Origin of the sequence: Aeromicrobium halocynthiae (assembly GCF_039531385.1) — a bacterium.
Taxonomy (GTDB): Bacteria; Actinomycetota; Actinomycetes; order Propionibacteriales; family Nocardioidaceae; genus Aeromicrobium; species Aeromicrobium halocynthiae.
Map to the genome: position 1 here is coordinate 235,863 of NZ_BAAAPY010000004.1, position 18,180 is coordinate 254,042.

The 18,180-nt window shown below is 68.5% G+C and carries 16 protein-coding genes and 1 tRNA gene; 11 read left to right on the forward strand and 6 right to left on the reverse strand.

What is annotated here, in order from left to right; genetic code table 11:
- The first annotated feature begins 5 nt into the window (after positions 1–5).
- Positions 6–362, forward strand: a complete 357-nt coding sequence (locus ABD213_RS08225; RefSeq protein ID WP_344326804.1) for a hypothetical protein — start codon at positions 6–8, stop codon at positions 360–362.
- Between the two features lie 74 nt (positions 363–436).
- On the opposite strand, the gene ABD213_RS08230 is transcribed toward ABD213_RS08225, so the two are convergent.
- Positions 437–3,835 carry a S8 family serine peptidase gene (locus ABD213_RS08230; protein WP_344326806.1) on the reverse strand — a complete coding sequence of 1,133 codons (3,399 nt, stop codon included), beginning with the start codon at positions 3,833–3,835 and terminating at the stop codon, positions 437–439.
- A gap of 269 nt (positions 3,836–4,104) precedes the next feature.
- On the opposite strand from ABD213_RS08230, the gene ABD213_RS08235 reads away from it, so the two are divergent.
- The 3 genes from ABD213_RS08235 (at position 4,105) to ABD213_RS08245 (ending at position 6,856) form a co-directional block, all read left to right on the forward strand.
- Positions 4,105–5,190 (forward strand): ferredoxin reductase, encoded by a 1,086-nt coding sequence (locus tag ABD213_RS08235; protein WP_344326808.1) that lies wholly within the window; start codon positions 4,105–4,107, stop codon positions 5,188–5,190.
- 44 nt (positions 5,191–5,234) lie between these two features.
- Positions 5,235–6,425: a fatty acid desaturase family protein gene (locus tag ABD213_RS08240; protein WP_344326810.1), complete on the forward strand. Its 1,191-nt coding sequence runs from the start codon at positions 5,235–5,237 to the stop codon at positions 6,423–6,425.
- 80 nt (positions 6,426–6,505) lie between these two features.
- Positions 6,506–6,856 carry a hypothetical protein gene (locus ABD213_RS08245; protein WP_344326812.1) on the forward strand — a complete coding sequence of 117 codons (351 nt, stop codon included), beginning with the start codon at positions 6,506–6,508 and terminating at the stop codon, positions 6,854–6,856.
- 1 nt (position 6,857) lies between these two features.
- Here ABD213_RS08245 and ABD213_RS08250 read toward each other — a convergent pair whose 3' ends face one another.
- Positions 6,858–7,862 carry a serine/threonine-protein kinase gene (locus tag ABD213_RS08250; protein WP_344326813.1) on the reverse strand — a complete coding sequence of 335 codons (1,005 nt, stop codon included), beginning with the start codon at positions 7,860–7,862 and terminating at the stop codon, positions 6,858–6,860.
- Positions 7,863–8,012: 150 nt separating this feature from the next.
- Between ABD213_RS08250 and ABD213_RS08255 the strand changes: the two genes are divergently transcribed.
- The 6 genes from ABD213_RS08255 to ABD213_RS08280 all read left to right on the forward strand — a co-directional run bounded on the left by ABD213_RS08255 (position 8,013) and on the right by ABD213_RS08280 (position 11,211).
- Positions 8,013–8,086, forward strand: a tRNA-Met gene (locus tag ABD213_RS08255).
- A gap of 175 nt (positions 8,087–8,261) precedes the next feature.
- On the forward strand, positions 8,262–8,465 hold the full coding sequence (locus ABD213_RS08260) for a helix-turn-helix transcriptional regulator (protein WP_344326816.1): 204 nt from the start codon (positions 8,262–8,264) through the stop codon (positions 8,463–8,465).
- A 145-nt stretch (positions 8,466–8,610) separates the two neighbouring features.
- A complete protein-coding gene (locus tag ABD213_RS08265; protein WP_344326819.1) occupies positions 8,611–9,585 on the forward strand; it encodes a tyrosine-type recombinase/integrase in 975 nt (324 codons plus the stop codon).
- Positions 9,586–9,712: 127 nt separating this feature from the next.
- Positions 9,713–10,090: a hypothetical protein gene (locus tag ABD213_RS08270; protein WP_344326821.1), complete on the forward strand. Its 378-nt coding sequence runs from the start codon at positions 9,713–9,715 to the stop codon at positions 10,088–10,090.
- A 72-nt stretch (positions 10,091–10,162) separates the two neighbouring features.
- Positions 10,163–10,756, forward strand: coding sequence for a helix-turn-helix domain-containing protein (locus tag ABD213_RS08275; protein WP_344326823.1), 594 nt, complete (start codon positions 10,163–10,165; stop codon positions 10,754–10,756).
- Positions 10,756–11,211, forward strand: coding sequence for a HEPN domain-containing protein (locus ABD213_RS08280; protein ID WP_344326825.1), 456 nt, complete (start codon positions 10,756–10,758; stop codon positions 11,209–11,211). The genes ABD213_RS08275 and ABD213_RS08280 overlap by 1 nt, the downstream gene beginning before the upstream one ends.
- Here the strand turns inward: ABD213_RS08280 and ABD213_RS08285 are convergent, their stop codons facing one another.
- The 4 genes from ABD213_RS08285 to ABD213_RS08300 form a co-directional block, all read right to left on the reverse strand.
- Complete coding sequence (locus ABD213_RS08285; protein WP_344326828.1) at positions 11,212–11,400, reverse strand: antitoxin VbhA family protein; 189 nt, start codon at positions 11,398–11,400, stop codon at positions 11,212–11,214.
- 25 nt (positions 11,401–11,425) lie between these two features.
- Positions 11,426–12,697 carry a DUF6880 family protein gene (locus tag ABD213_RS08290; protein WP_344326830.1) on the reverse strand — a complete coding sequence of 424 codons (1,272 nt, stop codon included), beginning with the start codon at positions 12,695–12,697 and terminating at the stop codon, positions 11,426–11,428.
- Between the two features lie 179 nt (positions 12,698–12,876).
- A complete protein-coding gene (locus ABD213_RS08295) occupies positions 12,877–14,049 on the reverse strand; it encodes a hypothetical protein (protein WP_344326832.1) in 1,173 nt (390 codons plus the stop codon).
- A complete protein-coding gene (locus ABD213_RS08300; protein ID WP_344326834.1) occupies positions 14,046–14,543 on the reverse strand; it encodes a DUF4365 domain-containing protein in 498 nt (165 codons plus the stop codon). Before ABD213_RS08300 ends, ABD213_RS08295 begins: the two co-directional genes overlap by 4 nt.
- A gap of 152 nt (positions 14,544–14,695) precedes the next feature.
- Here ABD213_RS08300 and mobF point away from each other — a divergent pair, with 152 nt between their 5' ends.
- Positions 14,696–18,145: a MobF family relaxase gene (mobF, locus tag ABD213_RS08305; RefSeq protein WP_344326836.1), complete on the forward strand. Its 3,450-nt coding sequence runs from the start codon at positions 14,696–14,698 to the stop codon at positions 18,143–18,145.
- Positions 18,146–18,180 lie beyond the last annotated feature (35 nt).

Below are 18,180 nucleotides of genomic sequence, written 5' to 3' on the forward strand. Positions count from 1 at the left end.
CGCTGATGCGCGTCGGGCGTCGGCCGGGCGCGGTCGCGGCGGTCGCGTGCGTGCTCGCGGCCGCCGCCTGCGGGTCGGCGTCCGACGAGCCGAAGGCGACACCGCCGGCCCCGACGACTGCGCCGTCTGAAGCGCGGATCGAGCTGTCCGGTGTGGTCCGCACGAGCCCGGAGGACCGGCTCGTGACCCTCGAGGCCGCTGCCGGCAGTGGGCAGCCGGCCCGCACGTGGGTCCTGGTCGGCCCGGTCCGTTCCCTCGCGGACGGCGAGCGGGTCAAGGTGGTGGGTCGCCCTGACCGGGACGCCGACACCACCGCCCAGCGTGGCCCCATCTTCCGGGTGGAGTCCGTGGAACGGTCCTGAGTGCCCGTCCGTGCACGGCGACGGCCCGCTCCCGTGAGGGGAGCGGCCCGTCGTCGCGGTGACCGGTGGAGAGGTCAGTCCTGCTCGATCTCCAGCGGCTGCGGCTGCGTCCGCTCCTCGGGGCCCGCGCTCCCCTGCGGTGCGGACTCCTGGCTGCCCTCCGGCTCCTCCGCCTCGGCGGGTCCGACGGCGGCCACGCTGACCGTGCCGGCGCCGAGCAGGGCGCCCTCGGCGGAGACCACCTGCATCCGGCCGAACAGGGTGCGACCCTCGGCGGGGGCCTCCTGCGCGGTCAGCGTGCCGGTGACCTCGACAAAGGCTCCGCGCTCGAGCGTGCCGGTCCCCCCGGAGACCTCGAGCGATCCGAGCCCGGGGGAGTAGAACACGTCGAGGTAGTCGTACTCGGTCGAGCCGGCCGGGATGGCGTAGGCGTCGACGATGACGGTGTACGTGCCCGGAGCGGGCGCGTCCACCGTGACGACCTCCTCCGATCCTCCGGTGAGGGACTCCCCGACGACGGCACCGTCCGGCCCGACGACCACGAGGTCGAGGTCGGCCGACGGATCGGACGGCGAGCCGATCTGCGCGGTCAAGGTGGTGGCGCCCTCGGGAACGTCGACCTCGAACTCCTCGGAGCCGCCGTCGCTGATGCTGCGCCGTGCCTCGACCGCACTGCCGAGGGGGCCACCGGTCGGCTCGATCTCGACGGTGCCGAAGTCGTTCTCGACCGTCCAGGCCAGCTCGGCACCCTCCCCGGGGGCGACCGAGTCGAGCGTCTGCTCGGCCGGGTCGACCGTCACGCCCTGGACCGAGGCCGTCAGCGAGAACGGGTTGTCGAGGATCGGCGAGGTGCGCCGTGACTCCACCTCGATCTCCCAGACGCCCGGCAGCGGGTCGGCGTAGGAGCGCGAGACGGGGTTGCAGCCCGACGTGCTGCTGTAGTTGGTGTAGCACGCCGTGGAGGCCGTGGTCTCGGACGGGACGCCGTACGGGTTGATCGCGATGAAGCGCGTCTGGCTCCGTGTCGCGATGCCCGAGAGGTTGACCTGCAGGGCCTTGGCGCCCTCGGGCACCGTCACGAAGTACGAACGCGTGTTGTTGCGCTGCACCTCGCCACGGGCGACCGAGGAGAAGTCCGGCTCGCCCAAGGACGTGCTCTGCACGACGGTCAGCATGACGCGGTGGTCGACCACGGAGGTCCGCGGGTCGTCGATCTCCAGGATCGCCGAGCTCGCCCCCTGTGCCTTGGTGGTGGCGGTGACCGGGACCGTCGTGGTCTGGCCCTTGGCCAGGCGGACGGTCTTGGGCGCCTTGAAGGTGCCGTCGTTGCCGACGATCCTCACCTGGTGGTTGGTGGCGCGAGCCTCTCCGGTGGTGCGGGTGATCTCGACGTCGTAGGTCTTCCCCTTCTTCAGCGTGTGACCGCCGTCGTCGGCAGCGCAGCGGTTGTAGACGCCGGTGCCGCGACCGGGACGGGCCAGGAAGCCTGCCAGTGGGGTGCAGACCGGCGCGTCGGTCGAGTACTGCGCGACGTCGTCCTTCCTCTTGGCCGAGAGCAGCTTCCACGCACCGTTGACGTCGAACAGTCCTGCGCCCTGCCCGGCGACGGCGACGCCGTCGATGGGCCTGGCCGAGGTGTAGATGACGTCGCGCAACCGCTTGGGCGTCACCGGGATCTCCCGGTCGAAGGCGCCGGAGAGCAGCAGGGCGGCGGCACCGGTGGCCTGCGGTGATGCCATCGACGTGCCGTTGAACATCGCGTACCCGATTGGCAGCTCGTAGCCGGCCTCGGGGAGGTCGGCCTGCTTGTACCACCGCGGGACGGTGGAGACGGCCGAGCCGGGGGCGGCGATGTTGGGCTTGACGTCGCCGGACTCCGACGGTCCCCGCGAGGAGAACGGGTGCAGGTCCATGGCGCGTGCCACGACCGAGCCGTAGTTGGACTTCCAGGTCTCCTTGGAGATGGACGACGCGACGCTGACGACGGTGCTGGCGACCGACGGGTCGCCGATGGTGTTCAGGCCGGGGCCGGAGTTGCCCGCCGAGATGAACATCTGCACGCCGTAGTCGGCGATGAGGCGGTCGTACAGGACCGCGCGGGCGTTGTTGGCGTCGTTCAGCGCGGGGAGTCCACCGATGGACATGTTGACGACGTCGACGCCGCGCTTGGTGACGACGTCGATCATGCCGTCGGTGAGCGCGGCGGCGGTGCAGCCACCGGCGAAGACGCAGGCGCGCGAGGAGACGATCTTCGCGCCCGGAGCCTGACCGTCCATCGCGCCGCCGAACATCGAGTTGGCGGCGGCGATGCCCGCGACGTGGGTGCCGTGGGCGTCGGCGGTCAGGCCGATGTTGACGAAGTCCGCGGTGCCGGGGAGTCCGTACGGCGCAAGACTCACGTCCTCGCGGAACTCCACCACGAACGGCGTGCGCTCGACGATCTCGGTGGACGGGTCGTCGGTGCCAAAGAAGCCGACCTGCTGCTTCTCGGCGTAGGGGCGCATGAGCTCGTCGTCGGCGAACGTGCCGTCCTGGTCGGCGTCGACCCAGATGTCGTTGGTGCTCTCGTCGTAGAGGACGCCGAACGTGTCGTTCGTGTCGCCGTCGCGGTTGACGTCGCCCTCGGGCTCGCCGCCCGCGGTGACGGACTCGCTGAACAGGCTGACCTTGTAGGCGCCGTCGCCGGGTACCTGCCAGGTGCGGCCCTGGTAGGAGAAGCTCGGACCGGAGACGTCGGTGACCATGGGGCGCCACGTGAGGTCACCGTCGAGGACGGGGTCGGTGGCGGTGACCCAGTCGGAGATCTTGGTCTCGCCGGTGGTGGTCTCGGCGAGGGCTGGGTGGTCGAGGTCGACGCCGGAGTCCACGATGCCGATCGTCACGCCGCGACCGTCGTAGGCCTTGTTCTTCTTCTTGAAGTCGACCGAGCCGATCTCACGAGTCGGCATGTAGGGGTTGGCGTCGGGTGTCCTCGGACCCGGCGCTGCGGACGGCGACGATCCGGCACCGGACGCCTTGCCGGGCTGGGGGTCGTCGATCGGGACGGTCTGGTCGAGGTCGACGGCCTCGACGCGCGACAGCCCGGCGATCTTCTCGACCGACCCCGTGGGGACGCTGGCGCGGACGTAGCCGAGCTTGTCCTCGACCCGGCCGACCCAGGCGCCGTTCCTCTCCAGCTCCGCGACGACCTCGGCGGTGGCCTTGCGGTCGGTCGCGAGCATCACGGTGACCCGCTTCGTGCCTTCGCGGCGCGCCTCGGCGAGCAGCTGGAGGTCGTTCTGGCCGAGCTTGTCGCCGTCGGGTGCCTCCTTGGCCTCCTCGGTGAGCGGCTGCGGCTCGGGTGCCTTCTCGATGGTGACGCGCGGTTCATCGTCCGGGACGGCCGATGCTGGTGCGGTCAGGCTGACGGCCATCGCCAGGGCGACGCCTGGTGCTGCTCCGTGTCGGAGCAGGCGAGTGCGACGAAAGCGCATGTGTGGTGCGTTCCTCTCCACGTCCGGGCAGGACCCGGTCGTCCCCCCGTGGGACGAAGATTCGATGTCCGAGCATTCTGACCCCGCGGACCGACAGAAGACCAGACCCCCAGAGACCCGGGTCGCTACTTCACCGGATCGACACCTGGCGCCGGAGCGCCGGTGGTGTGGCGCAGGTCTCGCCGGTGGGGAACATGAGAGGTGCATCGCGATCGGTTGCACTGGGTGTAACTCGGTGTCACAGTTGAATGACTACGTGGGGAGGTTCGATGGCACCACGCATCGATGGTTCGACGATCCTGAGTCGGGTGCGCGCGGCGGGCAAGGCGCTCACCACCCCGCTGGCACCTGACGACTACCTCAAGCTCATCAACCCTCTGTGGTCGGCGCGCGAGCTCCGTGGGCGCGTCGAGCGGGTCGACAAGGTGACCGACCAGTCCGCGACGCTCGTCATCAAGCCTGGCTGGGGCTGGAGCTTCGACTACCGCCCGGGTCAGTACATCGGCATCGGCGTCGAGCTGGACGGCCGCTTCCACTGGCGCTCGTACTCCCTGTCCTCGGCGCCCGTGGAGTCCGAGGGGACCGTGTCCATCACGGTCAAGGCGATGCCCGAGGGCTTCTTGTCCGAGCACCTCGTCAACGGTCTCGCGCCCGGCTCGATCGTGCGGCTCGACGCACCGCAGGGTGATTTCGTACTGCCGGACCCGCCCCCTGCGAAGATGCTCTTCATCGTCGGTGGCAGCGGCATCACGCCGGTCATGTCGATGCTGCGCACGATGGATCGTCGCGACAACCTTCCCGACGTCGTGCTCGTGTACTCCTCGGCCCGTGAGGAGGAGATGATGTTCCTCTACGAGCTGCGGGTGCTGGCCCTGCGGTACAGCGACTTCACCTTCGTCGAGCGCTTCACCGACACCGAGGGCATGTTCACCGTCGACCAGCTCGACGACGTCGTGCCCGACTGGCGCGAGCGTGAGGCGTGGGCGTGTGGTCCGGCGCCGATGCTCGACGCCTTCAGCGAGCACTACGAGCAGGCGGGTCTCGACGACTCCCTGCACATCGAGCGCTTCTCGCTCGACCTGAACAGCGGCGACGCCGAGGGCGGCACGATCACCTTCGGCGACACCGGCAAGACCATCGAGGTCGACGGCGCCACGACGCTGCTCGAGGCCGGCGAGAAGGCCGGCGTCAACATGCTCTACGGCTGTCGCATGGGCATCTGCCACACGTGCGACGTCCCGCTGCTGAAGGGCCGGGTCAAGGACCTGCGCAGCGGTGAGGAGAAGGAGACAGCCGGTGAGTACGTCCAGACCTGCATCAGCGTCGCCGCCACCGACTGCACCCTGTCCATCTGAACCGTCCGTCCCGAACGACCGTCCACCCGAGTGAAGGAGCGACCATGGCCTACGCCGACGTCCGCGAGTACACCCACCTGAGCGACGAGGAGGTCGAGGCGATCGGCCGCGAGCTCGACGAGATCCGCCGGCAGGTCGAGGAGTCCCGTGGCCAGGCCGACCGGGACTACGTGCTGCGCGTCATCACCCTCCAGCGCCGCCTCGCCGCAGCAGGTCGCATCACCCTGTTCGCGAGCATGTTCCCACCGGCCTGGCTGCTGGGCACGGCGCTGCTGTCGTCGGCCAAGATCCTCGAGAACATGGAGATCGGCCACAACACGATGCACGGGCAGTGGGACTGGATGAACGACCCCGAGGTCCACTCCAGCAACTGGGAGTGGGACACCACCCAGCCGGCCGAGCAGTGGAAGCACTCGCACAACTACATCCACCACCAGTTCACCAACGTCCTCGGCCACGACAACGACGTGGGCTACGGCATCCTGCGCATGAGCCGGGACCAGAAGTGGACCCCGTACAACCTCGGTCAGCCGGTCTACAACGCCCTGTTGGCGATGTTCTTCGAGTACGGGGTCGCGTTGCACGACCTCGACATCGAGGCCATCCGCAAGGGCGAGAAGGATCCGAAGGTGCTGCGCAAGCAGCTCAAGCAGATCGGCGGGAAGATCGGCCGCCAGGGGTTGAAGGACTACCTCGTCTTCCCGGCGCTGACCGGTCCCGCCTTCTTCCACACCTTGACGGCGAACTTCACCTCGAACATCGTGCGCAACCTGTGGGCGTACATGATCATCTTCTGCGGCCACTTCCCCGACGGTGCGGTGCACTTCACCGAGGAGGAGCTGGAGGACGAGACCCGCGCGGAGTGGTACCTGCGCCAGATGCTCGGCTCGGCGAACTTCGAGGGCGGCAAGTGGCTGCACATCATGAGCGGTCAGCTCGGCTACCAGATCGAGCACCATCTCTTCCCGGACCTGCCGAGCAACCGCTACGCGGAGATCTCCGTGAAGGTCAAGGACATCTGCAAGCGCTACGACATCCCGTACACCACGGGGCCGCTGTACAAGCAGTACGGCCAGACGCTGCGCACCATCATGAAGCTGTCGCTGCCGAACCGTCGCACCAAGGACGACAAGGCTCCCGCGCCGTCGCCCAAGAGCCGGCGGCTGCGCGACGACGAGCGTCCCGGGCGTCGCAGCGAGCTGGGTCGTTGGTCCTCGACCGAGACGGCCGTCTGAGTGCTCGGGGTTCAGGGCACCAGGGAGTGAGCGGAACGATGGACTCGGGCCCGGTCGACAACCACTCGGTCGGAGGCGACGTGAGCCTGCCGTTCGCCTGTCGTCACGAGGACGGCTCCGGACGCGCCGACGTCGTCCTGAAGCCGCGTGCGATCCAGTGCGCCCTGAGTCGGATCTGCGGGGTCTGCGCGACGCCACTGACGCGGCCGATCGCGTTCGTCGGGAGCTCGGTCGAGGTGAGCTTCGCCGAGTTCTGGTTCCCGCCGGTGCACGAGGCGTGCGGTCAGCAGCTCGTCGATGCCGGCCGGGCGTCCGCGATGGTGCTGACGGCGGGCTTCGACCTGCTGCGTCCGTCGACGCGTGGAGCCCCGGTCTCGTTCCGGGCGAACTCGGTGATCGAGGCCGCGGGAACCGACCCGACCCAGGGGTGACTCAAGCGGGGGTGGCGGCGTCGCCCTCGGCGACGCCGTCCTGGGCCTTTGCGGCCACGAGGGTCGGCTCGTCGTCGCGGCGGGTGCCGGTCAGGGCGATGACGCTCTGCCAGACGGGGCTGGGGCGTCGCGGGCCGGCGTGCGCGCCGCCCTTGCGACGGCGCACGCGGGGTGCCTCGATGATCGGGGTGACCTCGGCGGAGGGTGCCGTGTCGACCTGTTCGGCCTGCACCTGCTCGAGGTGGTCGGCGACCATGCGCATGGTGGGACGGTCCTCGGGCTCGCGGTTCAGGGCGTCCGCCACGATCGTGGCGAGCGGGTGGGCGTCGGGCAGGCACGGGGGAGCGTTGCGGACGATGTTCTCGAGCGACTGGATGGGGTCGTCGGTGATGTCGAACGCGGTCCGTCCCGTGCACGCCTGGTAGAGCGTGGCGCCGAAGGCCCACACGTCGCTGGCCGCGTTCGCCGGGCGGCCGAGCGCCACCTCGGGGGCGACGTAGCCGGGGGAGCCGGAGATGAGACCGGTGCGGGTCAGCACGGCGTCGTCACCGCGGCGTGCGACGCCGAAGTCGCCGAGCTTGGCGACGTCGCCGGTGCCGACCAGGATGTTGGACGGCTTGACGTCGCGGTGGACGACGTCCTGGGCATGAGCGGTGGCCAAGGCGTCGGCGACGGGGGCGAGCAGGTGCGCGACGCGGGCGGTGGGCAGGCCGCGAGGCAGGCACATCCGGCTGAGCGTGTCGCCGTCGACGTGCTCCATGACGAGCCAGAGCCGCGAGTCCTGCTCGACGACGTCGTAGACCACGACCACGTTGGGGTGGCGGACGGTCGCGGTGAGCTGGGCCTCGCGCTCGGCTCGCTCGGTGTCAGGCTCGGCGGCGCCCGGCGCATGGCCGAGCTCCTTGAGGGCGACGGGGCGGTCGAGGAGCGTGTCGTGGCCGAGCCAGACCCGCGACATGCCGCCACTGCCGATCTGCTCGCGGCGCACGTACCGTTGATCGATCACCAGTTCGGCCTCCTTCTCTGGGTCACGCTAAGGGACGTCGTCGCCGATCGCCTCCTGAAACGCCGGGCGCGGCGTGTCCCAGGTCACACCGACGCCGGAGGGGTCGGATTTGAACGTCGTGTGGCGGTCGCGTACAGTTCACGGAGTCGACGCGGGGTGGAGCAGTTCGGTAGCTCGCTGGGCTCATAACCCAGAGGTCACAGGTTCAAATCCTGTCCCCGCTACGAAGAAAGTCCAGGTCAACCACAGGTTGACCTGGACTTTTGCTTTGGGGGCGAGATGCGATCCCATCGTTTACCCATCACATTGACAGGTGCGCAGCGTCGCCCGGCCGGGCCGCAGCGTCGTTGGTTCCGGTCGCTTCGGGCTCGCTCGGCAGCGCTCGCCCACCTACTCGGCATGAGTACGACGAAGCTGGGGCTCGAGCCCCTGATCGGGGTCGAGGAGCTCGCCGAGTACCTCGGTGTCCCCGTGCAGACCATCTACGACTGGCGGCTGTCCGGCCGGGCGCCGCGGGCGTTCAAGCTCGGGAAGCACCTGCGGTTCGCGGTCAGCGACGTGCAGCAGTGGCTCGAGGAGCACCACGAGGCCGACCATGAGTAGGCCGCGGATCCCGATCGGCGGGTACGGCGAGATCGCGTTCATCGCCCGCGGCAAGGGCAAGGTCGAGGCGCGCACGCGTTTCCGGGACTGGGACGGCCGGACGCGCCTCGTCCAGGCGACCGCGTCGTCACGGCCGGCGGCCGAGGTGGCGCTGAAGAAGAAGCTCACGCAGCGCAGCGCCTTCCAGCCCGTCGACACGACACTGACGCCGGACAGCCCGTTCCCGGCGCTCGTCGACTACTGGCTGGCCGACCTCGACCTCGAAGGCCGGATCGCGCCGGCGACCCGATTCAACTACGAGCGCGACATGCGCAGGCTGGTCCTGCCGGCGTTCCAGGGCTGCACCCTGCGCGAGATCGGGGTCGCCCGCTGCGATGCCCTGCTCAAGCAGCTCGGCAACAGCTCGTACTCGTCGGCCAAGCGCGCTCGGACCGTGTTGCGGCAGTCGTTCGCCCTCGCGGTCAGGCACGAAGTGCTCCCGCGCAACCCGATCGACAACGTCTCCCGCCTCCACAAGCCAAAGCGCACACCCACCGCCCTGACCGCGGCCGAGGTCAACGCGATCCGGGCCGTGATCAGGGTCTGGGAGCTGACCCGGGGAGCGTCCGGGCCGAATCCCGACGGCCAGCTCGGCCAGATCGTCGAGGTCATGCTCGGCACCTCAGCGCGCATCGGCGAGGTCCTCGCGATCCGCCGACGCGACCTGGACCTGACGACGACACCGGCGACGCTGCGGATCTGCGGCACGGTGATCTCCGAGCGTGGCAAGGGGACCTATCGCCAGGAGCATCCCAAGACCGACCGGTCGAACCGGGTGATCGCGCTGCCGAGCTTCACCGCCGAGGCCTTGCGCCGGCGGATGGCGATCATGTGGGACCACTCGCTGGATGCCCTGGTGTTCTGCAGCCGCGAAGGCACGCCGCTGACGACCGCGAACGTGCGCCGGCAGCTCCGCAAGGTCCTTGGCGACGCCGGGATCGAGGGCGTCACGCCGCACATGTTCCGCCGAACTGTCGCCACCGTCGTGAACGAGCATGCAAGCCTCAATCTCGCCTCCGAGCTGCTCGGCCACACCGACCCGAAGGTGACCGTCGAGCACTACATCCGCCGCAACGAATAGGTGAACCCGCTGACCGCCGAGCTCCTGGACCAGGCGTTCGCCCACAAGGACGACTAAGTCGGTTCGTCGATGTCGGACCCCGTCCGTACGGTCAGGACCGGGTCGACCTGCTTGGGAAGGGATGACGATGGACGACCGGAATGAGGAGAGCCAGGAGGCTCTCGACGAGTCGAGCAGCTGGTTCGAGTGCGACGACGGCTGGGCCTCCCTGATCGCCGAGCTGGAGGTGAAGCTCAAGGCGCTCTCGCCGGACTACAAGGTCAGTCAGGTCAAGGAGAAGTTCGGCGGCCTGCGCTACTACGCCAATCCCGGCGAGGTCGACCCGGAGACCTCAGAGCGGTTCTACGACCTGATCCGCGAGGCCGAGGCCCAGTCCTACAAGACCTGCGAGTGCTGCGGGCACCCAGGCCGCCTCGCGCGGCGAGGCGGGCGCGGCTGGTACAAGACGCTCTGCCCAACCTGCGCCGTGAAGATGAACTTCGAGTTCGTCGGCAACGATGAGTGAGGTTGGCCGGTGAGCGTCAGGGTGGAGGAGGAACCCTTGACGCTACCTATAATCGGGAGATATATTCCGGTTATGCGTAGCGATGGGCCGGCCTTGATGCCTGTGTTCCGTTCGCAGCATCAGGCCGAGCTGCTGATGTGGCTGCTGCTGCACCCTGAGCAGGAGTACGGCGTGACCGAGATGGCCGCGCGACTTGGCGTTCCTCTCTCCACGCTGCATCGCGAGGTGATCCGCCTCCATGACGCGGGCCTCCTCACGAGCCGCACCCAGGGGCGGAACCGGCTGATTCGCGCCAACGTCGACCACCCGGCGGCGCAGGCACTGACCCAACTCCTGGAGATCACCTTCGGTCCTCGGGCCGTGATCGCCGAGGAGTTCGCGATCGAGGGCGCCGAGCAGGTCGTGATCTTCGGCTCTTGGGCTGCCCGGTACGACGGTCAGGCCGGTCCGCCGCCGCACGACATCGACGTCCTCGTGGTGGGAAGCGTCGATCGTGCCGACCTCTACGACGCGGCAGACCGAGCGAACGCCCGGCTGGGGATCGAGGTCAACCCGGTCGTGCGAACGGCGCAGCAGTGGGCTGATCCGGCGGACGCGCTCGTCGCCCAGATCAAGGAGTCCGCGCACATCACCGTCCTCGACTCGCGAGAGCAGGTGAACTCCTGATGGCCCGCTGGACGCGCGGCGAGTCCGACGTCGAAGCGCTGCTCGCGGCGGGGGAGTTGCAGAAGCTGACCGGTGCCGCTGCCAACGGCGAGCGGCTCCTTGAGAAGGCGACCGTCACCTTGTCGACCGCCCGTTCCGCCGTCGATACCGACCCCGACTCCGCGTTCGTCCTGGCCTACGACGCCGCACGTCAGGCACTGACCGCCCTGCTCGCTCATCAAGGGCTGCGGCCGACCACGAAGGGTGGGCACTACGCCGTCGAGCGTGCCGTCCGTGCGCAGTTCGGCCCAGGCTTCCGGCAGTTCGGCGCCCTACGCCGACGTCGCAACGAACTCGAGTATCCCGAGCGCCCCGGCGACGACGCCACGCACGACGAGGCTGCCGAAGCGGTGGACAACGCGCAGACGATCATCACCGCGTCCCAAGGCCTCCTCGATCAGCTCGGCTTGTTCTGATCAGACCAGGCGACGGCGAGCCCGCACCCGCTCGCCCAGTTGCTGTACGTCGATCGCGCCGCGCACGAATGCGTCCTGGTCCGCGCGGGTGGCGTCGCTGCTGCGGGAGCCTTCCAACTCGGATGACCGCCGAGCATCCTCGACGGCTCGCCTGCGCCGCTCGACATCGACCGAGTCCTGTCCGGTCACGACTCCGCCTCCATGCTGCTGTGGCTCACGGGAGCCCAGCTCGATCGAACTCCTGCTGGAGTCGCGGACGCCGTCGGTGAGTCTCTCGAAGCTCGGCGACCAACTCATCGACCACCTCGGCGCGCTCGGATCCCGCCGCGAGCTTCCGCATCCTTGCGAGCCGCCGAGCGGCCAGCCGGTAATGCTGCGCCCCTGCCTCCACCAGTTCGTTCTCGACCAGGCGTTGGTGGATCGGCAGCACGGCGAGCGGGTCGACCTTCTCGTAGGCCTTTACGAGCTCGCTCCACGTGTGGTCGCTGTCGAGCGCGAGCGAGTGCGCGAGGCTCCAGGCGAACTCGGGCTCCTTCAGCGTGAGGAGCGCGAAGAGCACTGCGTCGCTCGGGCTCGCGGCGAGTGTCGCCATCACCTCGTCCCGATAGTCGGGCCACGCCTTGCCGGCGGCCTTGTGCAGCTGTGCCGCCGACGTCGAGGACGGCCACTTGCGGAACACCGAGAGCCAGGCCTCCAGAGCTTCGTCCGGCCGGTTGGCCTCCAGCAGGCCGCACCAGTAGTCCGCGGCCTTGCGCGACTGGTGCCCGCGGTCGAAGTCCGTGGCTTGCTTCGCCCAGTCGATGGCCCGATCGATCTCGCCGATCTCCTCGAACGCCTCCGCAGTGTCCTGCAGCCACGCCGCGACCTTCCGGTCCTTCGCATGGGTGCGGATGATCGCGTCGATGTCGTGATCGAGGACGGCGAGCCGTTGCGCGTTCCAGTCGAGTGTGAACCACGCGTGCGAGTGACCTGACGACCATCGCTCGTCGTCCGATGGGCGCGGCCCGAGCGTCGCCTCGACCTCCGCCAGGCGCTTCCGGTAGGCGGCCATGCCGACGTCACCGAGCGCCGGCGCGTAGGCCACCGGATCGAGCTCGAAGTAGTCCACCTCGTCGTCCTCGAACTGGAACTTCATCATCCAGTCGATCAGCTTGCCGACCGGCGGACTGGCCGCGGCGGCCGCCTTCGGGTGGAGGTCGAGCAGCCGGCGGCACGCATCGCCGATGATCCCCGCGGAGTCATCCGCACGCGCGATCACCTTCAGCGACGAGGCAAGGGCTTTGTGCGTGATCGTGTAGATCTCGGCGGGGTCTGTCGTCGGGATAGCCGCTTCGAGGATGTCGATCGCCTCGTGCATGTCCCGGCCGTGCGCGTTGGCCGCGCTGTAGCGGTAGAGGTCCGAGCGAGTTCGGATGAGCGGGAGTACGGCGTCAGCCAGCGAGGTCACCCGCTCATTCTTCACGCTTCGAGCTTCTGCCTCTGTCACCCCTCGTCACGCCGCCGGACCTGCTCCCTCGCCTCCGCACCCGTCCTCCTCCATCAATACCTCCGCTCGTCACCCGCCGTCCCTGTCCGCCCTGGTTCCTCAACCACTTCGCTGTTACGCCTCTGGCAGATCGAGGTCGGTCCGCGGGGCCTACAGGCATCAAGGCGTCGGCACGATCCTCAGGCGTTCTCACTGGGGTCGGACTCCCACGTCAGCGGAGCTGCCTGGGCGACACCAAACTCCGAGACTGTCTCGAAGTGCCACGCGCGCCCTTGTTCCCGCACCAGCTGGCCCCGGATGAAGACCGGCGCGTCGTCGGCCGCAGCCTCGTATGCAGCGTGCATCTGGGCATCGTTGAGGGGGACGCTGACGGTGCGCGTTGTTCGACCGATCTGTGTGCGAACCTTGATCGAACCAGCTCCGTCTTTCCGCTCGTACTTGGTCTGCCAGATGGTGCCAGACAGGACCTGTTCAGCCACGACGTCGCTGCCGCGGAGCGCTTCCGCCATGTTGTGAATCACCGGCTGTGCAGCCTTCGGGAAGTTCAAGGCGCGGACATTCGGGTGGCTCGAGGCCCGTCGCGCCCAGGAGAAGCTGACGTCAACGTCCCCGAAGGATTCGGCGTCGAGTGCGCTTGCCAAGGCAGCGCACAGTTCGTGGGAGACACCGAGGCCGATCGCTTCGTTGAGTTCCCGTTGAGATGGCTCGCGGTCAGAGTCCACCCCGAGTCGGCGGACGGCTGCAAGCCCTTCTGCCAGTTGAGCCATGACCCTTCGCTCGAACGGCTGGGCACTTACGTCGACGTCGAGTCGTCCCTGTCCAGCGTCGCCCGACTCGGTTGCGCCGGGGATCCGGCTGATGATGGGGACGATGTAGCTTCCTCTGCGCGTTTGACCCATCCGCACGGCGCGGGCATGATCCCGCGCTGCCTTTAGAGTGCTGTGGCCGAAGTACCCGCGACGCTGGATGGACGCATTGGCGGCCGCGACAAAGGCGTTCCGGACCGATTGGACGAGCGTCAACCCGTCTTCCAGTGGCAGGCTGTAGTCGTGATCGTCAGCCCCGGCGGCGCGCCACTCTGTGACGTCGGAGCCTTCGTGCACCATCTGCTCAGCCAGCGCCTCCGGCGCCTGCCCGGTGAGGGCCGAGAGGCTCGTGAGCAACTGCGAGATGCGCAGGTCGTAGTCCGTAGCCTCCCGCAAAGTCGGCTGAAGTAGCTCGGCGTCGCCTGACGTCCACAAGGCCGCTCGGCCCGAGCCGCTAGTCACGCGGCGCCACTCGTGGTCGGCAAGCCAGCTCGCGACATCCTCCGGAAGCGGATCGTAGATCGAGGAGGGCAGCTGGCGTGTCATGCCGAGATCCGCTCTCGTTCGGCTCGCATGATCTCGCGGAGGCTCGGAATGTCGAGTTGCTGTGACACCGGGAGATGAATCCGCACCTTCGAAGTCGCGTCGGTCGCCGGTAGCCCGGTGATCTTCTGCCAATAGCCCAGATGCCTCAAGCGCAACTCGGAGGGTGTCACCGATACCCAGCGCGTGTCGTCGTCTGGCATGACGACGACACCGAGATAGCCGCTCGAGTTCCGCTCGCCAATGAAGAGGTTGTAGGTCCGGACATCCAGGTCGAAGTAGAGCGTCTCGCCGTCAGCGCTGTACTGGGGCGACGAAGTCCCCTTCAGCTGCCAATCAGTCGTGATCCCGCCGTCCCTCACGGTGGCATCGACTCCGTCGACGTCATTCAATGTCAGCTCGACCGGGAACTTGGCTGCAGCCGCAACGGCGACGAGGAAGGAGCGGCTGAACCACTCCTTCTGCTTGTTGGTCACGTCGCCCGCGTCGGTACCCATCGTGGGCCGAGGGTAAAGGACGTGGAGCGCTCGCGGGGCCGAAACGTGTCGGGCCGCTGCTCGGTAGCTCATTGCGCGAAGGTACGTCCGCCCGCCGACACCTCGGCCCCGGCGCGTCACGCGCACCTACCTCCTGCAAGGAGGTGTGCACGATGGTGGTGTCGCTACGCAAGATGTCCGCCGGCCACGGCTACAAGTACCTGCTCAAGACGGTCGTCGTCGGCGACGGGGAGCGCGATCTTTCGACGCCGCTCACGCGCTACTACGCGGAGACCGGCACGCCGCCGGGGCGGTGGATCGGCTCGGGTGTAGCTGACCTCGGGCTCAAGGAGGGGAGCGAGGTCACCCAGGCGCAACTGGAGTTGCTGATCGGCCACGGCCGCCACCCGCTGACCGGCGAGAAGCTGGGCCGGGCCTACCCGCTCTACGGGACCAGGAAGCAGAAGGCCGTGGCCGGCTTCGACTTCTCGTTCTCGATCCCGAAGTCGGCCAGCGTCCTGTGGGGCGTCGCCGACGCCGGCACGCAGGACATCATCGCCAATGCCCACATCGACGCGATCCGCGACGTCTTCGACTTCATGGAGCGCGAGCTCGCTGCCACCCGCATGGGCGTCGGGACGCGTGATGGCGCCGTCGCGCAGGTCGAGACGACCGGGTTCATCGCGACCGCATACGACCACTGGGACTCCCGCGCGGGCGATCCGCACCTGCACACCCACGTCGTCATCAGCAACAAGACGCTCACCGCGATCGACCGCAAGTGGCGCTCCCTCGACAGCAAGGCGATGTATGCCTGGGCGGTGTCAGTGTCCGAGCTCCACCAGGCCGTCTTCGCGGACCACCTCACCCGCGCGCTCGGAGTCGACTGGGAACCGCGGTCCCGGGGCCGCGATCGCAACCACGACTGGGCCGTCGTCGGCGTCCCACAATCACTGGCGAAGCTGTTCTCGAGCCGTGCCGCCGCGATCGACGCGGCGGCAGACGATCTGATCCAGCAGTACGTCGACAAGCATGGCCACCGTCCCCGCCGTGCCGTCGTCCACAGGATCCGCAACCAAGCCAGTCTCGCGACGCGCCCTCCCAAGCGATCGAGGTCCCTCGCGGAGCTGACCGACATGTGGCGCAGCCAGGCATCGGACCATCTGGGCGAGGACGCCACGAGCTGGGCGACCAGCCTTGCGAGCAGCACCCCGCCTCGCGTGCTCCGTGCAGACGACGTACCGCTCGATGTCGTCGACGCTCTGGCCCATTCCGTGCTCGCGCGGGTCGCGGAGAAGCGGTCGACCTGGCGGCGCGCGAACCTGTACGCCGAGGCTGCGCGGCAGACCATGTCGTGGCGATTCGTCTCGACCACCGATCGCGAGGCGATCTCCGGGATGGTCGTCGACGCCGCGGAGGAAGCATCGCTGCGTCTCACGCCCCCGGAGCTCGCCACCGTTCCGGCGATCTTCACCCGGCGTGACGGCACCAGTGTCTTCCGCCCGAAGCACTCCACGGTCTTCTCGTCCGAGCACCTGTTGGCCGCCGAAGACCGGTTGCTCGCTCTCGCGGACCTGCGGACTGCTCCGACCGCCGACATCGGCCTCGTTGACGCCGTCGCCGCCCGCCCGACCAAGGGCCAACGACTGAGCCAAGAGCAAGTCGACGCCATCGCCAGGATTGCATCCAGCGCCCGGCAGCTCGATCTGCTCATCGGCCCCGCCGGCGCAGGGAAGACAACCGCCATGCGCGCGCTCAAGCGCGTGTGGACCCAGCAGCACGGCCGCGGGAGCGTGGTGGGGCTCGCACCGAGCGCAGCGGCTGCCCAGGTGCTGGCTGACGATCTTGGGATCGCTTGCGAGAACACCGCCAAGTGGCTCTTCGAGCACGACCGCGGCACGGCGCGATTCGCGCGGAACCAGCTGGTCATCATCGACGAGGCCTCCCTCGCCGGGACGCTGACCTTGGACCGCATCACCGCCCACGCCGCGAACGCGGACGCGAAGGTGTTGCTCGTTGGCGACTGGGCACAGCTCAGCGCCGTCGATGCCGGCGGTGCGTTCGCCATGCTCTCCGCGGCCCGCGACGACGCTGCACAACTCCTCGACATCCACCGCTTCACTCACGAATGGGAGAAGGCCACCTCTCTCGATCTCCGCCACGGACGAGCAGAAGCGATCGATGCGTACCTCGTTCACGACCGGGTGCGGGCGAGCCGCGGCGACGAAGCTCAGAGGGATGCGTACGACGCCTGGGCTGCTGACGTCGCCGCAGGCAGGTCCAGCGTCCTCATTGCCGACAGCGCCCAGGCCGTCGGCGACCTCAACCACAGGGCCCGGCTCGACCGTCTCATGCGCGGGGAGACGCAGGTCGGCCGCGAGGTCGCACTCGCATCCAGAGGCAGCGCATCCATCGGTGACGTCGTGATCACTCGCCGCAACGACCGCCGTCTCCGCACGCTGAGGAGCGGCTGGGTCCGTAACGGCGACCGGTGGACCGTCGCCGACGTGCGGACAGACGGCTCCCTCGTGGTCCGACGGACCGATCGTCGCTTCGCCGGCGCTGTTGTGCTCCCAGCGTCCTACGTCGCCGAGTACGTCGACCTCGGGTACGCCGTGACCGCGCACAGGGCGCACGGCCTGACCGTGGACACTGCCCATGTCGTCGTGGGGGAGACCACCACGCGGGAGAACCTCTACGTCGCAATGACCCGGGGCAGAGAGTCCAACATCGCGTACGTCGAGCTCGACCACCCCGACGAGGGCCACGCCAGCGGACTGGATGCGCCGACCGCCCGCGAGGTCCTACTCAAGGTGCTCGCCAACGTCGGAGCCGAGACGTCAGCCCACGAGATGATCGCGAAGGAGCAGGACACCTGGGGATCCATCAGCCAACTCGCCGCCGAGTACGAGACGATCGCCGCTTCCGCCCAGCACGACCGCTGGGCGCAGCTTGTTCGCGCTTCGGGGCTGAGTACCGAGCAAGCGGCGTCCGCAATCGAATCCGATGGCTTCGGCCCGCTCACGGCCGAATTGCGTCGAGCTGAGGCCAACGGCCACGCGATCGAGGTCGTGCTGCCGGCTGCCGTAGCGAGACACGGTTTCGCCGACGCCGACGACATCGCCTCGGTGATGCGCCATCGCATCGGACGGATGACCCGCGCGCCGGCCGGCCGTCGCGCGCGCCAGGACCGCTTGATTGTCGGGCTGATCCCCGAAGCGGTCGGACCGATGGCCGACGACATGCGCCAGGCCCTCAATGACCGCCGCAACCTCATCGAACAGCGCGCCTGGCGCTTGGCCGACGAAGCGATCGACGCCAAGGCGGCGTGGGAACGTCGTCTCGGCGAACCGCCGATCGACCGACGTGATCGCGACCGTTGGCATCGCGCGGTCGTGACGGTTGCCGCCTACCGCGACCGCTACCGGATCACGTCACTGGTGCCGCTGGCTCCCGACCCTGCGACCGACGCGCAACGGCTGGACTTCGCCCGCGCTGAGGCAGCGATCCGGGTCTGCGATGCGGCTGTCCTCAATCTCCAGAGTCAGCGGAGCACTCGGTCGATAGTTGCATCGGTTAACACGATCTGTCCTGAAATTAGTGTGAATCGGATCGACACTTGACAGGATGGGCGAGCTACGCCTACCTTGAAGACGGA